The following is a 26,429-nucleotide window of genomic DNA, read 5'->3' as shown; positions in this document are numbered from 1 at the left end:
GTTTAGCGTTTTGAAATTTTATTATGTGTTATTTGTTTTTGTCTACTGCATTTAAAACGTCCTTTTTCAAATGTTCTTAATTTTTCATGTTTTGTTGTTCTTCCTTGTACACGTTTTCTCCACATTCTGAAGCTGCTAGGTTTCATTTCTCTTCGCATTAATTCAATGACCTCCTGTTCGTTTAGGCCAAACTGAAATTTTATAGCTTCAAAAGTGGTTCGGTCTTCCCAAGCCATCTCTATAATTCTATCGGTTTCTTGAACACTCAGTGTCATGTGTTTTGAAAATTATATTGATTGTCATACTTTATTTTTTCATCTAACATTTTCTCAAAAAACTTTTTATTTTCCCTAAATGTTTTACTATTTCTAAAATGAATAAATTTGCCCTGTGCATGAATGCTAGAACCATTTGTTTTATAGATTACTAACTGATAGTAGGGGATTACCCAAGTAAAGCTTTGTAAGCCTTTGTTAATGAATATTAGAATGCCTTTTTGACGTAATTCTATATTGGCATAATTAACATCAGAGACATTATTCATAAGTCTACTTAAATTGGGACTAACATCTTCAATAATCATACGTTTTGATCCGACACCTTTCATTTTAAATGCTTCTAAAAATGTAAATGAAGGCCCCACCAAGTCTTGTATTAATTGTTTGTGTTCTTTGTTAAAATGTGTAGTATTCAGAATCATTTTCTAAGCCTTTGTGAAGTAAATATACAAAATGTTTAACTTTAAATAAAAAAAGTTAAACAAAAATTAACATGCAACTATTGATAAAACTTATGAGGTTAATAACTATAAGTTAATTAGCTGTTCTATGATTTAGTTAGCCGGCTTTTTAAGGTGTGCTTTCGTAAAATTCTTTTGGTTTCTTCAAGTACAGTTTTATCTTTTCTATATTCCCAAAGAGTGTCGCTTGCTTTTCTGCGAGAGGTTTCTACGTCTACAATTGGTTTGGGATAGTCCTTTCCTAATTTGAAATTATAGAACTGTTGTTCCATTTCAGTCATCAAATAAGGCTGATGAACAAAAGGTATATCCAGTGCCTTTAATTCTGGCACCCATTTTTTAATAAATATAGCTTCAGGATCGTGCTCCAAGCTATTTTTAATTGGGTTATAAATGCGCAACATGTTTACACCGGTTTCACCAGCTTGCATTTGTAGTTGCGGGAAGTGTATACCGGGCTCAAAATCTAAAAACATTTGTGATAAATGAGTAGTGGCTTCTTGCCACGGCTGCCAAAGGTTATGAGTAAAGAAGGAAACTACCAATGCACGCATTCTAAAATTTAAGTAGCCAGTTTCATTTAAACAACGCATACAGGCATCTACAAGCGGATAGCCAGTTTGTCCTGTTTTCCAAGCATATTTATATTGTTTAGAAATACTTTTTTTAAGCTTGTGGAAACCTCTGTTAAGACTAGCTTCTTCCATAGTGTGCTCCATTTCAAACTTTTGAATAAAATGGGTTTGCCAGCGTAGTCTAGACATAAAAGCTTCAATAGCTTTTTTGTGTCTGGCAGTTTTTTTAAAATGATTTGCTCTGTGGTAAATCTCACGAATCGATAAATTTCCCCATGCCAAGTATGGTGAAAGTCTACTACAACTCATTCTTGCCAATTCTGGTTTGGAGATATGTATCATATAATTAGGATAGCGCTCTTTAAAAAAAGAGTTTAAATATTTTAAACCTGAAGTTCTACCTCCTTTTTGAAATGATTTTGTATTTAGAGTATTTAAATTGGGAATTTTAAAATAATTCTCTAAAGTTTCAATTTCATCTATTAGCAATAGTTGGTTTTCCTGTGGCGAAAAGGAGAGGGGTTCAATGGCATAAAACGCCTCTACTATTTCATTCCATCCATCCCTGTTTTTTAAACCACGCTGCACCCCATTGTTTATATTTTCATGCCACTGTATTAAATTGTTCTTGCAATAGCGCTTAAAATTTTTATCCCGTTCATAAGTCACTAAAATTCCCGTTTCTTGGTGAGAAAAAATATTTGAAATCCTATATTTGGAAAGCAATTGATTAATGGTTGGAATTATATCCGACTCTACCGCCAAAATTTTAGCGTTGTAAGGTTTAAGAGTCTTGTTTAAATCTGTAATAGATTCTTTAATAAAATTCCAATGACGTTGACTATAATGAGAATCTTTAAGTAATATAGGTTCAAAACAATACAAAAGCAAAACACGTTTTTCAGAATTTAAAGCATTAAAAATAGCTTCATTATCCTGCAAACGTAAATCACGCTTTAGCCATACAAGATGTATTTCTTCTCTATTTGTCATTATCTAGGGCATTAAAAAAAGTTTTAGCGTTTTTAAAATGTTTGCTTTTTGTTTCAGGCGTCATTTTATCTAATGTGCCAATCAGCATACCTAATCTAGGGTTGGTTGAGAAAAAATCACGATGTTTGTCCATGAAGGTCCAAAATAAGCCATCCCATGTGTTTTGCCATTCTCCTTTTGGGTAATTGCTCATTTTTAAAATGTAATTGCTACTACTTATATAAGGTTTTGTGCTCATTAAACCTCCATCGGAAAACAAGCTCATACCATACACATTAGGCACCATTACCCAATCATAAGCATCAATGAATAATTCCATAAACCACTGGTAAACATCATTGGGGTCGAATTCACAAAGCACCATAAAATTCCCTAAAATCATTAGTCTTTCAATATGGTGGGCATAACCAGTTTTTAATACTTTTTTAATAACCTCATCAACGGGTCTAATTCCAGTTGAACCATCGTAAAAGGATTTTGGTATTTTCCTAGAGAAGTTCCAAAAGTTTTTGGTGCGTTCTTCAGTTCCTTTTACCTCGTAAACACCTCTAATAAATTCCCGCCAACCTAGTATTTGACGCACAAAACCTTCTGTTGAATTTATGGGAATATCATGAGTCTTAGCATAAATAATGGCTTTATCTACTATATCTTGCGCATCTAAAAGACCAACATTAATTAACGGAGATAATAAACTATGGTTTAAAAAGTGCTCTTCTTTAACAATAGCATCTTCATACTTACCAAATTCATGGAAACGTTGTTCTAAAAATTGGTTTAACCAAGCTTCAGCAGATTTGAAATCGATTGGATATACAACAAAATCATTAAGCTCCCCATAATTGTTTTTAAAATTTTGGATTAGGTAGTCTTCTGCTTCTTTATGATATATTGTTTTCTTTTGAAATTGTATACTTGGAGGTTTTTTACCTTTAGGGTATTTTTGTCGGTTTTCAGTGTCAAAAGTCCATTTACCACCTGCTGGTTGGTCGCCATGCATTAAAATATTTCGCTTTTTTCGTTGGTTTTTATAAAAAGATGTTTGAAAAAATTTTTGTTTAGATGGTTTAAAAAATAATGATAAATCTTCTTTAGAATTTATAAAAAGCGGATTCTCATACCATATTATTGTGATATCTTTTGAGGCTGATACAATACGCTTTTCCAACCAATTATCTGTTGGATTAATGATATGAAGGGTTGAAACGCCCGTTTTAAAAAGTTTGGGAAGTAAGATTCTTATATCCGATGTGTCTTCTGTAGCATTAACATAAGTTACTGATTTGCCAATTGATTTTAGGTAGTTTTCATAGGCCTTCATACTAGCACGATGAAAAGCTATCTTTTGTTGGTGGAATTTATATTGCTTAAAAAATAAAAATTCCTCAACTAAATAAATATGGTTTACTGTTTCAAGAACTTCAGTTTTCTTGAATAATTGATGTGGAAATACTATGTGAATATCCTGAGCACTCATTTTTAAAACAAGACTTTTTGTAACCACATATTTTGAAATTTTCCTGAGGGATCATATCGGTTTGCTTGCTGGTTTACATTAAACTTTCTATCTCTAGGGTCATTACCCACACCGGCAACGTACATCCAATTTCCATAATTACTATGTACATCGTAGTCTAAGAGTAGAGATTCAAAATACGCAGCACCAATTCTCCAATCGAGCAGCAAATCTTTGGAAAAATATGATGCCACGTTTTGTCTACCCCTATTGCTCATCCACCCAGTTTCCTTTAATTCTATCATATTGGCATTCACAAAAGATGATGATGTTTTACCATTAATCCATTGCTTAATTTTAGCATTGTTTGTATCCCATTCATAAGTTTTACCCAGAATACCTTCAATTTTAAAAATAGTATTACCATGTTTTAAGGATATGTACTTAAAATAGTCGCGCCAAATAAGTTCAAATAAGAGCCAATATGTTGATTGGTTTTTATAATGTTCCTTTTCAAATTTACTAATGTACCAGTAAATTGTTCTTGCTGAAATGCTTCCGTTTGCTAACCAAGGAGAGAATTTTGAGCTGTAATCTTCACCAATTAAACCGTTTCTAGTTTTTTTGTAAAAACCTAATTTTTTAGTTTGAAAAAAGTAATGATTTAATCGATTTATAGCTGAGGTTTCACCGCCGTTAAAAGGAAAAGCCGTATTTGGGTGTGTTTTAAAATTCTCAAACCCTAGGTTTTCAAGTGTAGGAATATAAGTTAGGTTTGAAAGGTTTTGTATGGGCTCTGCCGCTGTGGGTTTGTTTATTGGTTTAACCAGACAGTATTTTTCAACATATTTTCTGAAATTCGTAAATACCTGAGGAATATCTTCAAACGGCATTTTAATATCCTCTGGATGAAATAAAAATTGATCATAATACTCTTTGAATGCGATATTAGTGAGACAATTTAATTTTATGCCTTCAAGAACTTCAACTTCTTCATTTGTCCATTCCTTTTGAAGATAAATTGAATTAATTTTAAATTGATTAACAAGTTTTGGGATTACCTTTTCAGGTAGTTCATAATAAACAAAAAGTTCAACATTTAATCTATTCAAACTTTGTTTTAAATTCTCAACTGTTTCAATTAAAAATTTAGCTCTATACTTTTCTGTTTTTTTAAACCCAAAAAGTTCCGTTTTAAATTGTCTTGGATCAAAACAATACAATCCAATAACATGTTTATGATTTTCTAAGGCTTTGTTTAAAACTTCATTATCATTAACTCTAAGGTTATTTCTAAACCAAACTAAACCGTTGGTGTCTTGTTTTTTCGGCATCTTTCGCTACAATATTTAACCTGTTCCCAATGTTTTGCCCATTTCTTTCTCCAAGAAAACGGACGTTTACAAATTGGACATATTTTCTGTGGTAAGTGCTGCTTTTTGTGACTCAACTTTAACTAGTTTATTAATCATTCCAGAAAAAATAAAACCGTGAAAGGGTAGAATACTGTACCAATACAACCTACCCCAAAGTCCGCGTGGTCTAAAAGTGGCCGTTTGTATCAGTTCATTATTCCGTATTTTAAATTCTAGCCAAGCCTCTCCAGGTAGTCGCATTTCGGCATAGAGCAATAATTTCTGTTGATCTTTATCAGCATATATAACACGCCAAAAATCTAAAGCGTCTCCAGCATCTAACTCTGAAGGGTTTGTTCTTCCTCGTCTTAATCCAATCCCACCAAATAGTTTGTCTAGATACCCTCGTATGCGCCATAGAATTGTACCATAATACCACCCGTTTTCACCACCTATTCTCCAAATCTTGTCTATGGTTTGTTCAGCATCTATAACATATCGTTTCTGTGTATCTCTAAAGCATCCAAATTTTGGAACGTTTACATATTTATGTAAACTTTTGCTTAGTCTTCCACTACTTACCATAGAATCTTTCCAACTGGAAACAATACTATTTTGCTCAATTCTTTCGAACGCTAATTCTACAGCCTCTTTGTAGGTTATAGGGTTTACATTGAGTGATTCATTAATATTACTTGGTTTTCCTATTATTTGAATGCCCATACTATCTACTAATGAGGTAGCCAATTTATATGAGGTTGATGTTACAAAGTACAACCAATACGATGACAATTTTGGCGTCATTAATGGCACTGTTAATATGTAACGTTTTAAGCCTCTAACCTCGGCAAATTGCAACAACATTTCCTTATAGGTTAAAATTTCTGGACCAAAAACATCAAACGATTTATTATAAACCGATGTGTTGCCCGCAGCACGGTACAAAAATGCTAAAACGTCTCTTACGGCTAATGGTTGCGTTTTCGTGTTTAACCATTTTGGGGCAATCATAAAAGGTAGTTTTTCAACCAAATCTCTAATGATTTCAAAAGATGAACTACCAGAGCCTACTATGATTCCTGCTTTAAAAATGGTTAAGGCATACTTATAAGATTTTAAATGTTCCTCTACATTTTTTCTTGAGCGTAAGTGTTTTGATAAAACATCTTCATTGGTAATGCCACTCAAATAAATAACTTGTTTGGTATCGGTTGTTTCAATGTAATTTTTAAAATTGATAGCACAGTGTTCCTCAAGCGATTCAAAATCCTTTGAGGAATTAGACATAGAATGAATTAAATAATACGCAACATCTATTTTTTTTGGAATGTTTTCAAGTGTTTCAGGCTTTAAAAAGTCAGCCTCAATCACGTAAACATTATCCTCATCAATGTAACTTTTGTCTGCTCGTAATCTGTCTCTAACTACACACACAACCGTATGTCCTTGATTCAATAAAAACGGAATCAAACGCTTACCAATATAACCTGTTGCGCCTGTTACAAGAATTGTCATGAGTTCATTATTAAAGCTTTTGGTCTTTGATAACCATAGCGTGTTTTTTCTTTGGGTATAACATAGCCATCCAATCCGTTAATAGCAGCAACTTCTGCTTTAGCAAGGTTTATAAAACCATCTTCTTCTATTAAATCATCATTTACATATAGGCCCGTAACTTTCCCAATAACCAGAATGGTATTGTTGGCTTTTATAGGGTATTCTTCTACATATTTCATGGCTAGTTGAATAGGAGCTCCTTTTACAAAAGGTGCCAAACAGTTAGGTTTGTATTCTGCTTCTAAATCAGTTACATCAAATTCTGAAATGTCCACATCATATTTTGCCGAAGTATGATGAGCTTCACTAACTATGGTTTTGTGAATATGGTTTATGGTATAAACGCCTGTGGCCTTTAAATTTTCATAGGTATTTCTTAAAACTGTTGTTGGCCTCAAAAAAAAGCCTAACAGAGCTGGACTTGATCCAATGTGTGTTACAGAACTAAATACAGCAACATTTTCTTTGCCGTCTTTTGAGGTGGAACCTATTAAGTTGGCAGATTTGTAGCCAGAACAACTATTAATCAAATTGATTTTATAGATATGATTTAACTCCTGTATGTCGCTTTCGCTGAAATACTGCATCTTATGATAATCTTAGATAATTATTGATTTTGATGTTTTCGGCTTTTAAATCGAACATTAAATTGTAAAGCCCAAAAAAGGTACGATTGATGTATATAAAATGTTTCGAACCACGATTACCGTTCATTTTCTTTAAATCTGTGCTTTTAGAGTAACGCTCCCCTAGTTCTGCAATTTTTCCAAAAAATGTGGCATCCGAAAAATTAAAGGTTTCATTATGAAATGGTTGGGTAAACAAACTCAGCATCTGGTGAAACATGGCAGTAAAAAATTCTAATTCTTCCTTACTGTCGTCATCTTTCAATATTTCCAGCTCATATAATTTGTTAACGAACTTTTCTTGATTGTTTATGTTTTCAGGCAATGCAAGCTCAAAATAAGGTGTGTAGAATTCTTTGGGAATAGCTTTCATACATCCAAAATCTAGCGCAATTAATTCTCCTTTTTCAGAAATTAGGAAATTACCTGGGTGTGGATCGGCGTGTACCTTTTTCAAATTGTGTATTTGAAACATGTAGAAGTCCCAAAGAGCTTGTCCTAATTTATTTGCTTTCTCTTGATCTTGGTTATGAGCAGTAAATTCAGAAAGGTGTTCGCCCTCCATATAATCCATAGTAATGATACGCTCAGAGGATAAGTTTTCATAATATTTCGGAAATTTTAAGTTCGAAATATGACTGCAGGCTTTGGATATTTCCTTGCTTTGTGATACCTCTAAAATATAATTAGTTTCCTCAACCAATTTACTTTCTACCTCCTTAAAATACTTATCAGAGTCTTTTCCTTTGATATTAAACATACTCATAGCCACTGGTTTCACCATGGCTAAATCTGATGCGATACTTTCCGCAACTCCTGGGTATTGGATTTTCACAGCAAGTTTTTTCCCATCTTTAATTGCAACATGCACCTGTCCGATGCTAGCAGCGTTTACAGAAGTTGCGTTGAAAGTATCAAATATGTCATTTGGATGTTTTCCAAAGTACTTTTTGAATGTTTTAATTACTAATGGCGGTGATAAAGGTGGAACCGAGAATTGCGCTAATGAGAACTTCTCAACATAGGCTCTTGGTAAAATGCTTTTTTCCATACTAAGCATTTGGGCTACTTTTAGAGCACTTCCTTTTAGCTGTTTCAACCCGTCGTAAATATCTTCAGCATTGTTTTTGTTTAGGCGTTCTTTAGCCTCAGCTTCTGTTTTTACAATTTTATCACCGTAATATTTAATATAATTCACGCCTACCTTGGCACCTGTTGTTACCAGCTTTGTAGCACGTTGAATTTTTGATGTAGGTATGTTATCAATGGTTTTCATAAACTAATTCATGCTAAATCTTTCTTTGAAAAGAAATTTTCCTAAATCTATCACACTCTTTACAGGCGCAATATCTAATACATCAAATGTGGTATTAACAGATTTTTCTATAAAGATGTCCGTTTTTTCAAATGAAGGCGAAGTATCATTTAACCAAAATTTCATGGTCATTAGTAACTGTAACCATGCTGATTCTTTGAGAGCTCTATCTTGTAATTTTTCTATCTGCTCTTGTTTGATATCAAGCATTTGTATTTCTAATTGCCCCACATAGCTTGTAAAATGAGATTTTAATCCCGACAGTATTTGCAATCCCTTAAGATCATTTTTGTATTTATCTAATATGTGTTTTACATAACTTCGATTAGCGGTGAGGTTTTCGAAAAAGGTGTAATAAAAACTTAATAGTTTGTTTCTAGCATCGAAAATTACATAGTCTTCGTTTTTTTCAAGTACTTTTAATGAGTTTATAAAAAATACTTCAAAAATACCTTTTTCAATAGCCTCAAATGATGTAAAATGTTTGTAGAAATGTACTTCTTCAAAATTCTTGATTTTGGCAAAAGCAAATACTGTTTTTGGGTTTTCATCGTGTTCTAGCACATAATCCATGTACCATGTGACGATGTCGTTTTTAGATATGGATTTCTTCTTTGCCATAATTTGAATATTTATGGTAAAGATACAAAATGTTTAACAAAAAATAAAAAAAGTTAAACAGAATATAATATAAGACTATAGAAGTTATCTATTGAAGCTTAGCAGCATTGCTCATCCTTCACTAATTTACAGCTTGATACCGCTGTAATGGCTCCTAAAATAGGCGCTGTTATGTAGAGCCATAAATATTGAAAATTTCCAGTAAATATAGCAGGGGCTATGGATCTTATTGGATTCATAGAGGCTTTGGTCATAGGGCCAGCAAATATAGCTTCTAATAAAATAACACCGCCAATAGCAATACCTGCCATAATCCCAATTTCTTTACTACCTGTAGATACGTTAATAATAACTATCATTAAAAAGAATGTAAGCAGAAACTCTAAAATGGCAGCTTTAAAAACAGGAAATCCTTTGGCGGGCGTAGTTTCACCCAAAAACTGACTTTCAGGAAATAAAAACCAAAGTAAAAAAATTGCAAAAATAGCTCCAATAGCTTGGAAGAAGACATATTTTGGAACATTCTTCCAAGGAAACTTTTTTGCAAAGGCAAATCCTATAGTTACTGCGGGGTTGAAATGTGCTCCAGATATTTCACCAAAGGCGTATATCATGGCCATAACTATGAGCCCCCAAGTGGCAGCTAAACCAACATGTGATATAGCACCTCCAGTAATTTCATTAATTGTCATTGCTCCACAGCCACAAAATATCATGGTAAAAGTACCTATGGTTTCTGAAAGATATTGTTTCATCTATACATTTATTTTAGGAAGTTTAATGAAATTTTCTTTTTTTAGAATTGAAAAAGTTCATACAAATATACAGGCTTATTTAAGGTTTTATTAACATTAAGCCGTTATTTAATCGTTAATTTTAACAAGTATAAACTTAAATTTAAAACAATCAAAAATGAAAAAGTTATTATTACTATTTATGGCATTTGCTACAATTAGCGTTGTAAGTGCACAAGTTGAAACCCCTGCACCCAGTCCGTCAGCCAAATTAGAACAGAAGGTTGGATTAACCGATATTACCATTGAATATTCTCGCCCAGGAGTAAAAGGGAGAACTATATTTGGTGAATTAGAGCCTTGGGGAACTATTTGGAGAACTGGAGCTAACAAGAATACCACTATAACCTTTAGTGATGATATTACTTTTGCAGGAACCGAAGTAAAAGCTGGAACTTATGCCATTTACACAAGGTTAAATTCTGCTACCAATTGGGATGTTATTTTATACTCTGACACCAATAATTGGGGAACACCTCAAAATTGGGAAGAAAGTAAGGTAGTTGCTTCTGCTCAGGTTGAAGTAGAAGAAATTCCTTTCAACGTAGAAACGTTTGCTATTGATATTAATCATATAAAAAACGATAGTGCCATTTTAGAATTGATTTGGGAGAAGTCTTATGCTGCTGTTCCTTTTACTGTACCAACAGACGCTAAAGTTTCTAAGAGTATTGAAGCTGTGATGGGTGGACCCAGTGCTCAAGATTACTTTGCCTCTGCAGTGTACTATCTTGAATCTGGAAAGGATATAGAAAAAGCTGTAAAATGGGTTGACAAAGCCGTTGAAATGACCAGCAAAAACCCTCGTTTTTGGTTTATTCATCAGCAGGCATTAATTCATGCTAAAGCAGGAGACAAAAAAGGTGCTATTGAGGCTGCTAAATCTTCCCTTGAGCTTGCTAAGAAACAAAATTATGCACCATACATCAAAAAGAATGAAGATGTCCTGAAGGAATGGGGAGCATTATAAGATATCTAGAACACTAGATTCTAGATAAGTTTCAATGAGAAAGCGCAACTTTTGATTGCGCTTTTTTTAGTATTCTAAGTCAATGATATTTCGAACCTTATCTAGTAACTTAATAAGGTTTTTACTAAACTCAAAAGTCATAACATTACTTTCGGTTTTACCCTCTCTTAATAATTGATTGAAGTGTAGTACTTCGTAGTTATAGCCAATGGTGCTGTATTCAAAATCAATGGTTTCTTTTTTAGCTTCGGTAGTAATGGTTACTGTTGATGGTTGATGAAACATGGTATTAATTTTAAGGATACCATTTTCGCAGTAGAAAGTTGCCTCGGTAGGTGTGTCCTCAATTAATGAACTTTGTAGAGAGGCTGTTACGTTGTTTTCATAATGAAATTTCATTTGGCAGGTAGAGTCGGCACCATTTTCAAAAAAAGTAGCAACTGCTTCAATGTTGTCAGGAATTCCTAGAGTAGACAAGGCTACAAAAATAGGGTAGATGCCAATATCTAATAAGCTGCCTCCACCAAGGCTTTTATTGAAGAGTCTTGCGTTATTGTCAAAGGCTCTGTAAAAGCCAAAGTCAGCCTCAATTTTAAGTAACTTCCCATATGTTTCATTTTTTAACAAGTTGACAACATATCGATAGTGCGGTAAAAAATAGGTCCAAAGGGCTTCCATGAGCAGTACATTGTTTTCTTTTGCCTTAGATATCATTTCACTCACTTCTTCACTATTCATTGCAAAAGGCTTTTCACATAAAACGGCAATACCGTGTTCTAAAAACAGCAAGGTGTTTTCTTTATGGAGTGCATGAGGTGTAGCAATGTAAACCGCATCAATATTTTGGTCGTGGGCTAATGCCTCATAACTAGAATATGCTCTGGTGGCATTGTATTGCAAAGCGAACTCATTAGCTTTTTCCTGAGTTCTGGAGGCTACCGCTAATAGGTTTGCTCCTTCAATGGTTAATAAATCTTTGGCAAATTTGTGAGCAATACTTCCAAGGCCTATGATGCCCCAGTTAATAGTTTTATGTTGTGACTGTTTTTGGTTTTCCATTTGAGGTTTGGATTATAATTGCTATAATAATAACGATAGCGCAACCTACAAAATTTAACCAAAGAAATGGCAAATTAATGTATTCAAACTCGTTAAGAAAATACAAACCAATAATAATTACTTGTGTTATAAGTGCACTCACAAATACGGCATTGCTTTTTATAAATTTGAAAAAGAACGCTAACAAAAAGACCCCCAATACATTGCCATAAAAAATAGAGCCTATAATATTAACGAGTTGTATTAAATTTTCAAAGAGGTTCGCAATACAAGCAACTCCAATGGCTAGAATACCCCAAGCAAAAGTAAACCAACGCGATATCTTTACTTTTTCTTCTTCGGTCTTTTCTCCACTATTTCTAATATACAAATCTATAGTGGTCGTAGAGCCTAATGCGTTGAGCTCACTGGCAGTACTAGACATCGCTGCACTTAATATAACTGCCAATAATAAACCAATTAATCCTCTGGGGAGATTGTTTAAAATAAAATTGATAAATACATAATCCTTATCATTACTTACAACTTTTTCATTGAGTTCTTCGGCTGCTTTCTCAATAAGTAATTTGGCATCATTTCTTATGTCATCATTAGCCTCATTGGCTAAGGCTATATACTTTTTAGACGTTTCGCTATTAGTTTCTATAAAAGAACTAATTATTTTTTGTTTATCATTGAATACCTGATTTTGCTCTATTTCAAGTGCTTTATAAGCCTCTGCATATTGAGATTTAAGAACTATTTCCTTTCCGTTTGGATTAAAATTAATGGGTGCTTCATTAAATTGATAAAATACAAAAACCATAACTCCAACCAACAAAATAAAGAACTGCATTGGTACTTTTAGCAAACCGTTAAATAATAAACCCAATTGCATTTCTTTTATTGATTTACCCGATAAATAGCGTTGTACCTGACTTTGATCTGTTCCAAAATAAGACAACATTAAAAATGTACCTCCAATAATACCGCTCCAAAACGTGTAGCGATTGTTTAGGCTGAAAGAAAAATCTAAAATTTCCATTTTACCGCTAGCACTTGCAATACTTAGGGCTTTACTGAAAGTAATATTTTCGGGAAGCTTACTTACAATTAGAAAGAAGGCAACTAACATACCAATAAATATCACCACCATTTGATGTTTCTGAGTTACGTTTACAGCACGTGTACCACCAGAAACGGTATAAATTATTACCAAAAGTCCAATGGCAATATTGAGTATTATTAAGTCCCAACCTAAAACAACAGAAAGAATAATAGCTGGTGCAAAAATGGTAATTCCAGCAGCTAAACCCCGTTGAATTAAGAATAAAATTGCTGTTAGTGTTCTGGTTTTTAAATCGAATCTGCTTTCTAAAAACTCATAAGCTGTATACACTTTTAACCGATGATACAGTGGAATAAATACCATACAAATAACGACCATAGCTATGGGTAGTCCAAAGTAAAATTGTACAAACCCCATACCATCATTAAATGCTTGACCAGGAGTAGAAAGAAATGTAATGGCACTTGCCTGAGTAGCCATAACAGACAAACCAATAGTCCACCATTTAGATTTATTTCCGCCTCTTAAATAATCTTTTACATTTTTACTACCTCTGGTTTGCCATGTACCATATGCAACAATAGCAAATAAAGTAGCGCTGAGTACCACCCAATCAATCCAGTTTAACTGCATATTAAAAAGCTTTCATAATTAGGTAAAACACCATAAAATAAACCACATTAGCTATTAAAACAATGGAGTAAAGTTTAAGCCACTTTTGTTTAGGTTGGTTATCACGAGCCATATTAGTCATTTAGTTTAGCTTCTAATTTTAGGTCTTCTTTTCCTAGAGAAAGCATGTTTGCAAATAGGCGATATGCTCCAGAAACACCTTCAGGAAATTCCCTAAAGAAGCTCAATCCTGTATAAATATAATAACCTTTCCCATGTTTAGTTACCAAAAGACTTCCTTCTTTAGGAGATTCTCCTTTGTCATTCATAGATAGGATAGGAGTGAATTCATCCCCCCAATTATTGGCGAAATATAAACCACGCTCTTGTTTCCATCCTTCAAAATCTTTCTGAGTTATTTTATTTGGAAAATTTAATACTTCATGGTTTGGATTTAAAAAACGGACTTCAGCATTTTCATTGGTTACTCTGTCCCTTGATAGCGATAATTTATAAGGAGCTATTTGTTCGGTTTTTAATCTGTATGACGTATTATATTGCACAATCATATTGCCACCATCTGCCACAAAATTAAATAGCTGTTGTTGTTTAAAATCAATATTGTCTAAAGTATTATAGGCTCTAATTCCAACAACAAGAGCGTCAAACTTGCTGAGGGTTTGATCATCAATTTCATTCAATGTTAATATGCGAACATTGTATCCTAATTGCTCTAAACTTTCAGGAACCATATCACCAGCGCCTTGAATATAAGCAATATTCTCACCTCGCTTTTTAATATCTAAACGAACTACTTTACTTTCACTTGGTAGTATAACCGTTTGAAATGGGATATGGTCATATTTAATTTCAATAAGTTCTTTGCTGTAAGCCTTATCACCAATATGAACAATAGGACTTATAAAACCTTCACTTTGATATTTGGGAGGAAAAATGGTAAAGGTGAGCGATTGCTCTTCTCCTTTATGCTTAATAAAAACTTTCTGATTTTTGGGATATACATTCCAGTCGTTTGGATGACTTATTTCTACATAACCTTCTAAATTGTCTTTTCCGGCTTTAACTATAATGCTGATATCATGAGGCTTGTCGTTTTCAAAAATGATTACCTTTTGGGATATTTTAGCTGAAGCTTCTGGAGTAATTTCAAATGGACGATATAGCTCCCCTTTATCTGGTTTAGAATAACGATGTGTAACATTCTTTGTTATGGTTAATGGAAAGTCATTTATTATCAAATTAAAATTGATGTTGACACTTCTTGGTGTTTCTGGCTTACCAATAAGGCTTTTACTTTCTACCTCATACATCCCAAGTGAGCCCTTTTTGTTCAGCCAATAAGGAGAAGTATAATCTTCTTCTGTTGAAATATAATATTCGGTTTTAAAAGTTTGTTTTTGGTTGTTTTTTAGGGTGATGTTTTTGTTGACAGTATTTCCATCCCAAAGCATGATACTCTCTAAAACAATATTTTGATTGCTTCGGTTTAATGCCTCAATATTTATGTTAATGTTTTGATTGAGGGAGCTTGAATAAGTTTCCGCCGATGCCTCTAAATACAATCCAGCACACATTTCAATGATAGCTTTAAATTCTTTGGTTTTTTGTGTTTTCCAATGCTTGTTATCAATATTTTGTAACAATTTGTAAGCCTCAATGAGTTGCGGTATGTGTGTTGATGGATTTTTAAAATTGAAGTTATTTTCAATGGTATACAAAATATCTCCAATAGCTTTTCCTCCTTTAATTCGATTCCAAGACGTGTCAATGCCAGCAAATATATCATTTCCATTTAGGGGTTCCCCTTTAATAAGCTCAATGTATTCTTGCTGCGATCCGCGTTGTGCTAATCTACCAAAACCTTGGCATAAATGCTGGCTACTTGCTAAGGCTGCCACTTCATTATTAGACATGCCTTTTAACGGGTAATAGGTGCCAATATCAAAATTTATCATATTGGTTTTGTCAGCGTTTTCAAAGTTTTCTTGACTACCGTAAAACCACCAACTAGTATTAAAAAACAGACGTTTGGGTTGCCACTCACTGGCATGTTTTATTAAATCTGAGTTGAAGTCTTTATCACCAGCTAAGTCAAAGGCTTCATAACTCAACATAGCCGAACTTGTATGATGTCCATGGGTGCTTCCAGGAGTTCTATGGTCAAAACGGTTGATAATAACATCTGGTTTAAATTTTCTAATGGCCAAAACCACATCACTTAAAACCTGCTCTTTATTCCAAATAGATAACGTTTCCTCAGGGTTTTTTGAATACCCAAAATCATTAGCTCTAGTAAACAATTGCTCTCCACCATCAATGCGTCTTGCGGCTAGTAACTCTTGAGTTCTTATTACCCCAAGAAGCTCTCTAAGTTCTGGACCAATGAGGTTTTGACCACCATCACCACGAGTTAACGATAAATAGGCTGTTCTAGCCTTTAGTTGGTTGGATATGTATGAAATTAAACGAGTGTTTTCATCGTCAGGATGTGCTGCTACATACATTACCGAACCCAAAAAGTTTAGTTTTTGAATAGACTCGTAAATATAGGATGCTGATGGGGTTGTGGGTTTTTGAGCATTAATAGATATAGGTGCTAGAATTAAAAACCCAACAATTAACAGGTGTTTTCGCATAATGAATTCCTTTGCTAAAAATCAAAGATAACAAAGAAACCAGCCGAAGGACTGGTTTTAATCTTTATTTAACAGATAATAAAACTAAATTTGTTTTGTATTTTTTATAGGTTTCTCCTTTTCGGGTTCTGCAGGTATAATGGGGGTTAATCTCTTGTTAAAGAATAATTGCTGAATGGAATCCATTCGTTTCATCATATCCTCTATTTGCTTGTTGTGATTTATGAAACCGTTATGAAAAAAGTTATCGGGGTAAAAACCACCAAAGCTAGAGTCTTTTCCGAAGAAATCATCAAAAAAGGAATCGTTAAAAAACGAATGATTGTTAAAATGTTTTTGAAACTGTAGTGAAAGACTATCGCTTATTTTTCCATTAGATGAATAGCTGTACGAGTAAATGGAATCGTAACGCTTTAAGTTTCCAAATTCATCATACTCCTTGTTTACCGTAATATTTTCATCGGGTTTTAAATTAGGGTCTTCAGTTTGTTTTTGTTTGTCTTGTCCGGAACAATTAAAAAATAACAGACAAAACAATGGTAATATTTTCAATGCTTTCATCTTTGTTGTTTTTTTGAAATAGACATACCTTTTAAAACATATTTTTTCAAAAAATATGCCAGCGTAAAATGAAAACAAAAAAAATCAAGAAATTGTCAAAATGACAGAGCTAAAGCCATTTTTTTCTTTTGAAATAGTAAAGCATTGCTAGGAAAATAAAAATCATAATGCCCCAAATTACAAAATAACCATAGCGAAATTTTAATTCTGGGATATATTCGAAATTCATTCCGTAAATGCCAGCAATAAAGGTAAGAGGAATAAAAATAGAAGCCATGATGGTTAGTACTTTCATAACTTCATTCATCTTATTACTAATAGATGTCATGTACATATCCATTAAACTCCAGGTCATTTCTCTATAAATTTCAATATTTTCAGAAACCTGAATAAGGTGGTCATAAACATCTCTGTAATAGGTTATGGTTTTATTTTGTATGAGTGTATTATCATTTTTTTCTATGCGGTTGATAACTTCTCGAAGCGGAAATATGGCACGTCTCAACCTTAATACCTCACGTTTTAAGTTTTGTATATCCTTATTGGCGTTATCTCCTATATTACCGTTAAATAAATTTGTTTCAAAATTTTCTATTTTATCACCAAGAACTTCTAGAACATGGAAGTAATGATCTACAATAGCATCAATAAGAACATACAATAGATAATCAGACTGCTTGTTGCGAACTCTACCTTTTCCGTGACGAATTCTATCACGAACAGAATCAAATACATCGCCTTCAGATTCTTGAAATGTTAAAAGATAGTCTTTACCAAGTACAAAGCTAACTTGTTCAGATACAATAATTGAATTAATATCGTAATACAACATTTTAAGAACTACAAAAATATAGTCATCATACTCATCTATTTTTGGTCTTTGCGAAATATTTACAACATCTTCTAATACTAACGGGTGTAAATTGTAGTTATTCCCCAATGCCTCAATTTCTTTTACATGATTTAGACCATTAACATTAATCCATGTAATAGCATTTTCTAACCCAAAAGTAAAAGCTTCTTCAATAGACTGTAATTCAATTTCATTACAAAAATCTTTGTTATAATCGAAAGCCTCAATAAATAATTTTTGGGAATCTTTTTTACCAGTGTAAATAACAGAACCAGGTATTTGACCAAGCTGTTTCTTGTAGTTCTTAGGTTTGATTTTCTTTAATTGAATTTTCATGAGTATTTCATCAATAAATATAGCTATTAATTAAACAGCCTCTCCGTCATCTTCAATTATTTCTTCAATCGCATCTTTTTGAACTAAGGTTACTGCTTTTTGAAGCATCAAGTTGTTGGGGTAGGTTACTAAGTCTCCATTTTCTAACCTCAAATGTAATTGAAATGACCTAATATCTTCAATAATAGCTTTCACAGGAAAATCTTTATCATGGATTTCAATTTTGTCACCCACTTTATATGGAAAACTAAAAAACATAATAATACCAGAGGTTATATTACTTAAAATAGACCAAATAGCAAATAGAGCTATACCTAATATGGCAAAAACTGATGAAAAAATTACTGCCAAATCCTTAAACTCGGCACCAAAAATAAAGGCTTCAATTAGAATTACGATTAACATCAAAACTACAGAAGTATATCTCTGAATAAGCCTTATTCTAGCAATGTTAATACCATTTTTCTTACCAATTTTAGCTATGGTGAAATTAATTATAAACCTTAAAACAAGAAGAGAAATTATTACAATTCCAGATTGTATTAGTTCCCATTTAAAGTCATTTATATCCATAAATATATCTATTCACGTTATCCTACAAAGATACACAAGCTAATGCAATAATCATTTAATTTAAATTCAGTGAATCTCTAAGTGTTTCGTGTTTATTACTATTTTTATTCCAGTATGATGATTTAATACGCTTTGATAAAGTAGCTTTTGTTGTGAGTGTTTTGGCATTATAACCAAAACCACTTTTAAAAGTTTCTTCCCAACTTAAAATATGATGAGGAAACTCAGGATTGAAATTAATTGATAATGTTCTATTTAGTTCAGGATAATCAACCAAATATTTGTTGTCTTCTAATTTAGCAATGGCTTTGTATGGCTTAATTTCTCGATGTCTTAATCTGCAAAATTCAAATGAGGGAATAATTTCTAGCGAACCCACTGGTAAAGATTTTGGGTTAATGCGCAATTGGGTAAACAATTCGTTTTCTAAAACAGACTTATTTAATTTGAATTCTTGGTCCGCTTCGCCTTCAAAATAGGAGTGAGACATGATTTCGAATTTATCACGATTGTTTAATTGCGTATAAACATGTCCACACCACTCTTGAATTGAACTAGAAACCTTTAAAGCATGTTGATTGTTAGACACTGGATAAAAGACACTTTGCATTATAGAATAAGGATAGATGCCCGTATTGAAATTTTTTGTGGCATTTAATTTTAAAACAGATATGTTTTTAGTATAGTAATGGTCTGCTTTAACCTGAATTTCAGGTAAAAAATCTTCAGTTACATATATTAACACGGCTTTTCCAGTTCTAATTTCTCCGTAACGCGCTTGCTCTAATTCATACGAGGAAATTTCGGCTTCTCCAGCATACCAATAGTCTTTAAATTCTTGTGAAAGTTTTTCTGTTTCAAATGGTTCTCCAATTTCAAAATGAGTTTTCCAATTATGGGCTAAATCTTCTTGAGGCTTTTGTTCTTTACAGGAAGTGAATAATAGTATTAGAAAAAAGGTTTTAATAATGAAATTCATAACAACTTATTTTGACTTAAAATTAAGGCGTTATGATCGGTTTGCAATATCATTTAACGTTTTATAAACAAGGTGAACGGGTAAACCAACCACGTTAAAAAATGATCCCTCAATTTTAGTAACCCCAATTTCACCAATCCATTCTTGAATACCATAGGCACCTGCTTTATCAAATGGCTTATAAGTTTTTATGTAGTGCCAAATTTCTTCGTCAGTTAATGGTTTAAAAGTAACTTTGGTAATACTATGTAGTGTCTTTTCATAGTTTTTTGAAGTAAAGCAAACCGATGTTATGACTTGGTGTGTAGCATTGCTTAAGGATTTTAAAATTGAGAAAGCATCGGCTTCTTTTTTAGGTTTTCCTAAAGCTTCGTTTTGATGCCACACAATGGTATCGCTTGTAATTAAAATATCGTTTTCTTTTAATTCTTTTTTAAACGGCAATGCTTTGAGTTGAGCCAAGTAATTGCTTATCTCAAAATGGGTTAATCGCGGTGGATATTCCTCTTTTACAGGTTTCAATCTAATTTCAAAATCTAGCCCAAGACTTTTTAAAAATGCTTGCCTTCTGGGAGAGCCCGAAGCTAAAATGATATGGTAATCTTTAAGTTTATCGTTAAGCATTTAAAATGAAAACTTATATAAAATTAAGGAAAGCATTCCTAACAACATTACTAATTTGAGTATGTTGCTAATGTGATGGAATTCTTTTTTTGTTTTGGCACTAAACGTTTTTATAGATATGTATATAAGTGGGCCAAGTATACAAACCAAAAAATAAATAACAGCTATTTGATTTTGATAAATTTTGTAAACTATATAATATCCTATGGCTAAAATAGGAACAAGTGTTAATGCAAATAGAATATTTGAGGCTCGCTCTCTACCGATAGCAATAGGTAAGGTTTTCATGCCAACTTTATAGTCGCCATCAATGTCTTCAATATCTTTAGTTAATTCTCGAATTAAGTTGATTAGAAAAGCGAAAAAGGCATAGTCTAAAACAATTTTAAAATACACCAATTGTAGTTGTTGATTTTCAGAAGTAATATTTGGTATTAATTCAAAGATTCCCACAATTAAAACACTTAACCCTACCAAAATAGAAATAACCACATTACCTAGAACAAGGGTTTGTTTTAAATAACTTGCATACACATAAAGTAATGCAGAAATGATGACGAATAAGGAGAAAAAACCACTTTTTTCAACTAAATGAGATAGATAATATCCTAGTGCAACTCCCAAAACATTTAAAGTAATGAATAAGTTGAAAGCTGTTTTTTCTGAAATGGATTTACCTACAATGACTTTATCTGGTTTATTTACTAAATCGGTCTCAATATCGTAAATGTCATTGATAATATTTCCTGCAGAAGCAATACAAATGGTGGCTAAAATTAAAATAGTGATGCCCAAAGAACTTAAACTGGTTAAAGCACCTAAAGGTTCTAAAAGCGCATATTTAACAAGTAATTGCACAAGGGCAATCATGATTAGGTTTTTCCAACGGATAAGGTTTAGAAAGTTCAAAATTTAAAATTCAAAGTTTAAAGTTATCACGATTTTCACCAATAGTATTTACTGCAAACTTAAACGGAATACTCTTAATTTAATATTAATCATATTTCGCAACAAAATTTCCATTCCATTTATCATGTACTTTGAGTACTTGTTCAATAACATCTCGTGCGGCACCTTTTCCTCCATTTTTATGAGAAATATATTTTGAAATAGACTTAATTTCAGGAACGGCGTCTTGCGGACAGCAGGGTAACCCAACTAGTTTCATCACAGGAAAATCAGGGATATCATCTCCCATATACAACACATGGTCTAGAGCTACATTATTGTTTTTAATGTATTCGTTTAACTGATCTATTTTGTTATGAGCGCCAAGAAAAATATCTTTAATACCCAAACCAGATAAACGTTTTCTAACCCCTTCATTAGAACCACCCGAAATAATACACACATTAAAACCGGCATCTACAGCTGTTTTTAAAGCATATCCATCTTTGATGTTCATAGTTCTTAGCATATCACCATTGGTCATAATCGTTACACTGCCATCAGTTAAAACGCCATCAACATCAAAAATAAAGGTATTAATATGCTTTAGGTATTCTTTATAGCTTTTATCTTCCATGTGTTTTTTGGATTGATTCGGTTAGTAAATTGTAAATATTTAAGTGATGTTCACTTTTCAATAGTTTTAAATGCTTTTTGATGGTTTTTTTGTCATTTCGTTTTGCTGGCCCCGTTTGAGCCATATATGGTGATAATTCTTGAACTTTTCTGGCTGTTTCCTGTATTAAGGGTTTGAGCAAATCAAATTCAGCACCTTCACTTTCGGTAATTTCATGACCTATACGGTACAACTGATTGGTGAAATTATTCACATATACGGCAGCCAAGTGAAGCACTTGCCGCTGATTACTATTCACTTTTTTTACCGTATTACTAATTGAAGTTGCTAAGGATTTTAAAGTGTGATAATCTTTTTTGTCTATAGTTTCAATACAAATAGGAATATCTAAAAAGTTTAAATTGGTACTTTTACTAAACGTTTGTAGTGGATAAAGTACACCTCTTTTGTGTTTTTTATCTAAATCATGCACATTGACACTGCCCGAGGTATGTACTACTAATTTATTTTCAAAAGGAATTTTAGATGATACGTTAGAAACAGCATCATCACTTACAGCAATGATGTAAATATCTGCATCTTTAAGTTTAGAAAAATCATCAGTAACATCAACTTTATTCTTATAACCATTTAAAGATTTAATATTCCGATTGTACCATTGTTTTACAGAGATATTTTCAGCCTTTTTAAAAGCTTTGTATAAATGGGTGGCTACATTTCCTGCACCAAGAATAATCACTGAAATCATGTTGCTAAAATAAGTAATAATGTGGTAAATAAAAGGGTATTAATGTATCTTTGTTTATATGTCAAAATCAGATATAAAAACGAGGAATGATGTTTATTTATTAGTGTCATCATTCTATAAAAAAGTAAGGAAAGACAATGTTTTAGGACCTTTTTTTAATAATCTTATTGAAGATTGGGATGCTCATTTGGAAAGGTTGACTAGCTTTTGGGAAGCTAGTTTGTTTTTGCAAACCAGATATTACGGAGATCCACTTGAAGCGCATATTAAAGTAGATAAGGAAAACAATAACTCTATAACCGAAATGCACTTTGGTTTATGGTTAAACCTTTGGTTTCAAACTATAGATGAACTTTTTGAAGGTGATTACGCCGAGAATGCCAAAAGACGCGCCAGAAAAATGGGTACATTCATTTATTTAAAAATATTTGAAGCAAGACAGTCTCTGTAAGCAGTCATCAGCCTACGGCCGCTGGTTCTTTGTAATCAGTCATCGATCATTATAGAAACGAAACTTTAACACTCTAAAATAAACTTAAATACGTAAATTTGCACCACCTTAAAATAGGTAAATACTATGCAAAAAATACTCGCTAACATTCTTTTCTCAACACGTCTTACAGGTTTTTTATTTTTAGTTTTTGCTGCAGCCATGGTAACAGGAACTTTTTTGGATGCAGGACAAGAAACATCACCAACACCTTATACCAGAAATTTAATTTACAATGCATGGTGGTTTGAGGCCATCATGGGGTTATTTATTATTAATTTTTGTGGAAATATTGTGAGGTACAGATTGTACAAAAAAGAGAAATGGGCAACATTGATTTTGCACGTGGCATTTATTTTTATTTTTATTGGTGCTTTTATTACCAGATATGTCAGTTTTGAAGGAATGATGTCAATTCCAGAAGGTGGCACTGAAAATGTATTCCTTTCGCAAAAAACATATGTAAGTGCTTATGTTGATGGTGATTTTAAGATTGATGGTGTACAACAGCGATTGCCTTTGGAGTATGAAGTGGATTTTTCAAAAAGACTTAATAACCATTTTAAGGTTAATAGGGATTATAATGAACAACCATTTACGATTGAATTAGAAAAGTTTGTTGTGGGCGCCGAAGAAACCATTGTTCCAGATGACCAAGGTGAAGCCTATCTAAAACTTGTTGGAACCAGCGGCGGCGGTAGGCATAATCACTTTTTAAAAGTGGGTCAACAAGCAAGTATTCACAATGTTATTTTTACATTAAATAACCCAGCCAAAGGAGCAGTAAATATATTGTATCAAGGCGATTCGTTAGCAATAGAGTCTCCATTTGAAGGCGATTATATGGTCATGGCCACCCAAGAAAAAGGAACTTTGGTTAAAGACAGCTTACAAGCTTTAAAATTGCGATCACTTTACAGAATAGGTGCTATGCAAATTGTTATTCCTGAGCCTGTAATTAAAGGTGTTTTTGATATTGTTCAAAAAGAACAAGTCAATAAAAATGATGAAGATGGTATTGTTTTAAAAGTTTCCACAGGTGGCGAAACAAAACGTGTTGCTGTTTTGGGAGGACAAGGAATGAACAGGCCCCATAAAAAAATACAAGTTGGAGGGCTAGATTTTGCATTTCAATATGGCGCAAAGGTTTTGGAGTTACCTTTTAGTATTAAATTAAATGATTTTCAGGCAGATAAATTTCCAGGTTCCGATATAAATTCGGCTTATTCAAGTGAGGTTACCGTCTTAGATGAACAAGAAGGTAGTTTTGACTATAAAATTTACATGAATAACATCTTAAATCATCGAGGGTATCGGTTTTTTCAATCTAGTTTTTTTCCAGATGAAACAGGAACCATTTTATCTGTAAATCACGATTATTGGGGAACATTATTTACCTACATTGGTTACTTCATGCTATATTTTGGATTGTTGGCTATTCTATTTGTGAAAGGAACAAGGTTTTCATATTTAAGAAAGCAACTTAATAAAGTAAAAGAGAAGAAATCAAAATTAATTACTGTAGTGTTTTTATGCTTGGGCTTAAGTGGTTTTTCGCAACAACATGCTGAACATGATGGGCATAATCACGAACATACTAATGCCATTATAGCTAAACCCACTAAGTCTCAAATAGACTCAATTTTAGCGGCTAATATCACTCCAAAAGAGCACGCCGAAAAATTTTCACATTTGGTCATTCAGGATTTAGACGGACGCATGAAACCGGTGAGTACTTATGCTTCTGAAATGCTTCGGAAATTAAGTAAACATGATACTTATGAGGATTTTGATGCGCATCAAGTATTCCTGTCAATGCAGGAAAGTCCTAGGTTGTGGTATAATGTTCCGGTAATATATTTAGCAAAGAAAAAAGCAGATACCATAAGACACATTATTGGTACTAGCGTAGAAGAAAAATATGTGACTTTAGCCGATTTCTTTACAGATAAAGGGGAATTAAAAATACAACCTTATTTAGAGGATGCTTTTAATACCACCCAACCTAATGGGTATCAAAAGGAGATACAAGAAGCTTATAAGCGTGTAAGTCTGTTGTATAATGCCATTGAAGGAATGTCTTTGCGTTTGTTTCCTATTCCAAATGACTCCAATAATACATGGATGTCCTCTTATGATTATAGATTTCAAGCTAATAAAATTAAAGATTCACTTTACGGTAATTTTATCAAGAATGGTTTTCAGGCTTACCTTGTAACTTTAAATCAAGCAAAACAATCAGGTGATTATTCTGAAGCTGAAAAACTGTTAGAAGCCTTTAAAAAAACTCAGCACAAATATGGCGGAGACGTTATGCTTTCTGATGATAAAGTACATACAGAAGTATTGTATAACAAATACGATATTTTTGAAAGACTGTTCAGTTGGTACATGTATGCTGGTAGTTTGATGTTTATTTTATTAATAGTTCAGATTTTTAGGGATAAAAGTAAAGTACTGAACAATCTTATATCAGTTTTTAAATGGATCATAGTTGGGTTATTCTTTCTCCATTTAGGAGGGTTAATTTTACGTTGGTATGTGTCTGGTCATGCACCTTGGAGTAATGCTTATGAATCTATGATATATGTGGCGTGGTCTACCATGTTATTTGGTTTAATTACAGGAATTACCAAGAGAAGCAAAGGCTCTAACTTAACTGTAGCTTCTGCAGCTTTTGTTACTTCCATGTTGTTAATGGTAGCCCATTTCCAATGGATGGATCCTGCCATAGGCAACTTGCAGCCAGTATTAAATAGTTACTGGCTCATGATACACGTGGCAGTAATTGTGGCCAGTTATGGCCCGTTTACTTTAGGGATGATTTTAGGAGCTGTTTCATTGTTTTTAATGGCACTTACCACTTCTAAAAATCGAAAAAAAATGAATTTAAATATTAACGAACTTACCATTATAAACGAAATGGCATTAACTGTTGGCTTAGTCATGTTGACCATTGGAAACTTTTTGGGTGGCATGTGGGCTAATGAAAGTTGGGGGCGTTATTGGGGATGGGATCCTAAAGAAACATGGGCTCTTATAAGTATTATAATTTATGCCTTTGTAATTCATATGAGATTGATTCCAGGACTCCGGGGGCGTTGGTTATTTAACCTCAGTTCAGTTATTGCAATTTCATTCATAATTTTCACTTATTTTGGGGTAAACTTCTATTTAGCAGGATTGCATTCTTATCAATCAGGTCAGCAGCTTGATAGCTTCAAAATTATTGCTATCGCCTGTTGTTTTGTTGCCTTGTTAGGCTTCTTTAGTTATAGAGGTTACATTAAATACTACAAGAAGTAAAGTGTATTAATATTAATTTTTTTAATCTTCAACTTTAAACCTATAGTTTTGTAATCC

The 26,429-nt window shown here is 32.9% G+C and carries 25 protein-coding genes; 3 read left to right on the top strand and 22 right to left on the bottom strand.

Features of this window, described 5'->3' with window-relative positions:
• Nucleotides 1–2 precede the first annotated feature (2 nt).
• The 11 genes from DFQ02_RS07955 to DFQ02_RS07905 form a co-directional block, all read right to left on the bottom strand.
• A complete protein-coding gene (locus tag DFQ02_RS07955; protein WP_116523900.1) occupies nucleotides 3–275 on the bottom strand; it encodes a TIGR03643 family protein in 273 nt (90 codons plus the stop codon).
• Complete coding sequence (locus DFQ02_RS07950; protein WP_116523899.1) at nucleotides 272–700, bottom strand: hypothetical protein; 429 nt, start codon at nucleotides 698–700, stop codon at nucleotides 272–274. Before DFQ02_RS07950 ends, DFQ02_RS07955 begins: the two co-directional genes overlap by 4 nt.
• 125 nt (nucleotides 701–825) lie before the next feature.
• Entirely contained in the window at nucleotides 826–2,307 is a 1,482-nt protein-coding gene (locus DFQ02_RS07945; RefSeq protein ID WP_181896375.1) for a cryptochrome/deoxyribodipyrimidine photo-lyase family protein, read from the bottom strand.
• On the bottom strand, nucleotides 2,297–3,784 hold the full coding sequence (locus DFQ02_RS07940) for a cryptochrome/photolyase family protein (RefSeq protein ID WP_116523897.1): 1,488 nt from the start codon (nucleotides 3,782–3,784) through the stop codon (nucleotides 2,297–2,299). The genes DFQ02_RS07945 and DFQ02_RS07940 overlap by 11 nt, the downstream gene beginning before the upstream one ends.
• 2 nt (nucleotides 3,785–3,786) lie before the next feature.
• The gene (locus DFQ02_RS07935) at nucleotides 3,787–5,097 is read right to left on the bottom strand and encodes a DASH family cryptochrome (RefSeq protein ID WP_116523896.1); all 1,311 of its coding nucleotides are present in this window, start codon (nucleotides 5,095–5,097) and stop codon (nucleotides 3,787–3,789) included.
• Entirely contained in the window at nucleotides 5,067–5,213 is a 147-nt protein-coding gene (locus DFQ02_RS07930; RefSeq protein WP_116523895.1) for a DUF2256 domain-containing protein, read from the bottom strand. Before DFQ02_RS07930 ends, DFQ02_RS07935 begins: the two co-directional genes overlap by 31 nt.
• The gene (locus tag DFQ02_RS07925; protein ID WP_116523894.1) at nucleotides 5,164–6,633 is read right to left on the bottom strand and encodes an SDR family oxidoreductase; all 1,470 of its coding nucleotides are present in this window, start codon (nucleotides 6,631–6,633) and stop codon (nucleotides 5,164–5,166) included. The genes DFQ02_RS07930 and DFQ02_RS07925 overlap by 50 nt, the downstream gene beginning before the upstream one ends.
• Nucleotides 6,630–7,262 (bottom strand): flavin reductase family protein, encoded by a 633-nt coding sequence (locus tag DFQ02_RS07920; protein ID WP_116523893.1) that lies wholly within the window; start codon nucleotides 7,260–7,262, stop codon nucleotides 6,630–6,632. The genes DFQ02_RS07925 and DFQ02_RS07920 overlap by 4 nt, the downstream gene beginning before the upstream one ends.
• Before the next feature lies 1 nt (nucleotide 7,263).
• A complete protein-coding gene (locus tag DFQ02_RS07915) occupies nucleotides 7,264–8,577 on the bottom strand; it encodes an ABC1 kinase family protein (protein ID WP_116523892.1) in 1,314 nt (437 codons plus the stop codon).
• A 3-nt stretch (nucleotides 8,578–8,580) separates the two neighbouring features.
• Nucleotides 8,581–9,237: a TetR family transcriptional regulator C-terminal domain-containing protein gene (locus tag DFQ02_RS07910; protein ID WP_116523891.1), complete on the bottom strand. Its 657-nt coding sequence runs from the start codon at nucleotides 9,235–9,237 to the stop codon at nucleotides 8,581–8,583.
• 98 nt (nucleotides 9,238–9,335) lie between these two features.
• Nucleotides 9,336–9,992 carry an MIP/aquaporin family protein gene (locus DFQ02_RS07905; protein WP_116523890.1) on the bottom strand — a complete coding sequence of 219 codons (657 nt, stop codon included), beginning with the start codon at nucleotides 9,990–9,992 and terminating at the stop codon, nucleotides 9,336–9,338.
• A 157-nt stretch (nucleotides 9,993–10,149) separates the two neighbouring features.
• Here DFQ02_RS07905 and DFQ02_RS07900 point away from each other — a divergent pair, with 157 nt between their 5' ends.
• On the top strand, nucleotides 10,150–11,001 hold the full coding sequence (locus DFQ02_RS07900) for a DUF2911 domain-containing protein (RefSeq protein WP_116523889.1): 852 nt from the start codon (nucleotides 10,150–10,152) through the stop codon (nucleotides 10,999–11,001).
• A gap of 66 nt (nucleotides 11,002–11,067) precedes the next feature.
• Here the strand turns inward: DFQ02_RS07900 and DFQ02_RS07895 are convergent, their stop codons facing one another.
• From DFQ02_RS07895 to DFQ02_RS07845, 11 genes are all read right to left on the bottom strand, one after another.
• A complete protein-coding gene (locus DFQ02_RS07895) occupies nucleotides 11,068–12,060 on the bottom strand; it encodes a Gfo/Idh/MocA family protein (protein WP_116523888.1) in 993 nt (330 codons plus the stop codon).
• On the bottom strand, nucleotides 12,032–13,741 hold the full coding sequence (locus DFQ02_RS07890; RefSeq protein WP_116523887.1) for a sodium:solute symporter: 1,710 nt from the start codon (nucleotides 13,739–13,741) through the stop codon (nucleotides 12,032–12,034). The genes DFQ02_RS07895 and DFQ02_RS07890 overlap by 29 nt, the downstream gene beginning before the upstream one ends.
• A gap of 113 nt (nucleotides 13,742–13,854) precedes the next feature.
• Nucleotides 13,855–16,377, bottom strand: a complete 2,523-nt coding sequence (locus tag DFQ02_RS07885) for a PIG-L family deacetylase (protein WP_116523886.1) — start codon at nucleotides 16,375–16,377, stop codon at nucleotides 13,855–13,857.
• 84 nt (nucleotides 16,378–16,461) lie between these two features.
• Nucleotides 16,462–16,938 (bottom strand): hypothetical protein, encoded by a 477-nt coding sequence (locus tag DFQ02_RS07880; RefSeq protein ID WP_116523885.1) that lies wholly within the window; start codon nucleotides 16,936–16,938, stop codon nucleotides 16,462–16,464.
• 109 nt (nucleotides 16,939–17,047) lie between these two features.
• Nucleotides 17,048–18,127, bottom strand: a complete 1,080-nt coding sequence (gene corA, locus DFQ02_RS07875; RefSeq protein ID WP_116523884.1) for a magnesium/cobalt transporter CorA — start codon at nucleotides 18,125–18,127, stop codon at nucleotides 17,048–17,050.
• A gap of 30 nt (nucleotides 18,128–18,157) precedes the next feature.
• A complete protein-coding gene (locus DFQ02_RS07870; RefSeq protein WP_116523883.1) occupies nucleotides 18,158–18,700 on the bottom strand; it encodes a mechanosensitive ion channel domain-containing protein in 543 nt (180 codons plus the stop codon).
• Between the two features lie 55 nt (nucleotides 18,701–18,755).
• Entirely contained in the window at nucleotides 18,756–19,679 is a 924-nt protein-coding gene (locus DFQ02_RS07865) for a septum formation inhibitor Maf (protein WP_116523882.1), read from the bottom strand.
• 30 nt (nucleotides 19,680–19,709) lie between these two features.
• The gene (locus DFQ02_RS07860) at nucleotides 19,710–20,303 is read right to left on the bottom strand and encodes a Maf-like protein (RefSeq protein WP_116523881.1); all 594 of its coding nucleotides are present in this window, start codon (nucleotides 20,301–20,303) and stop codon (nucleotides 19,710–19,712) included.
• Nucleotides 20,304–21,212 (bottom strand): geranylgeranylglycerol-phosphate geranylgeranyltransferase, encoded by a 909-nt coding sequence (locus tag DFQ02_RS07855; protein ID WP_116523880.1) that lies wholly within the window; start codon nucleotides 21,210–21,212, stop codon nucleotides 20,304–20,306. It lies immediately after the preceding gene.
• A gap of 85 nt (nucleotides 21,213–21,297) precedes the next feature.
• A complete protein-coding gene (locus DFQ02_RS07850; RefSeq protein ID WP_116523879.1) occupies nucleotides 21,298–21,828 on the bottom strand; it encodes a KdsC family phosphatase in 531 nt (176 codons plus the stop codon).
• The gene (locus DFQ02_RS07845) at nucleotides 21,818–22,576 is read right to left on the bottom strand and encodes a Rossmann-like and DUF2520 domain-containing protein (protein WP_116523878.1); all 759 of its coding nucleotides are present in this window, start codon (nucleotides 22,574–22,576) and stop codon (nucleotides 21,818–21,820) included. Before DFQ02_RS07845 ends, DFQ02_RS07850 begins: the two co-directional genes overlap by 11 nt.
• Before the next feature lie 58 nt (nucleotides 22,577–22,634).
• Between DFQ02_RS07845 and DFQ02_RS07840 the strand changes: the two genes are divergently transcribed.
• Together DFQ02_RS07840 and ccsA are read left to right on the top strand one after the other, a co-directional pair.
• Nucleotides 22,635–23,027, top strand: a complete 393-nt coding sequence (locus tag DFQ02_RS07840; RefSeq protein ID WP_116523877.1) for a group III truncated hemoglobin — start codon at nucleotides 22,635–22,637, stop codon at nucleotides 23,025–23,027.
• A 126-nt stretch (nucleotides 23,028–23,153) separates the two neighbouring features.
• Nucleotides 23,154–26,372, top strand: a complete 3,219-nt coding sequence (ccsA, locus tag DFQ02_RS07835) for a cytochrome c biogenesis protein (RefSeq protein WP_116523876.1) — start codon at nucleotides 23,154–23,156, stop codon at nucleotides 26,370–26,372.
• The last annotated feature ends 57 nt before the right edge of the window (nucleotides 26,373–26,429 follow it).

It is taken from the genome of Seonamhaeicola aphaedonensis (assembly GCF_003386195.1).
GTDB classification, from domain to species: domain Bacteria; phylum Bacteroidota; class Bacteroidia; order Flavobacteriales; family Flavobacteriaceae; genus Seonamhaeicola; species Seonamhaeicola aphaedonensis.
The sequence above is the reverse complement of the archived record's forward strand: the minus strand, read 5'-3'. Positions and strand labels throughout refer to the sequence as shown.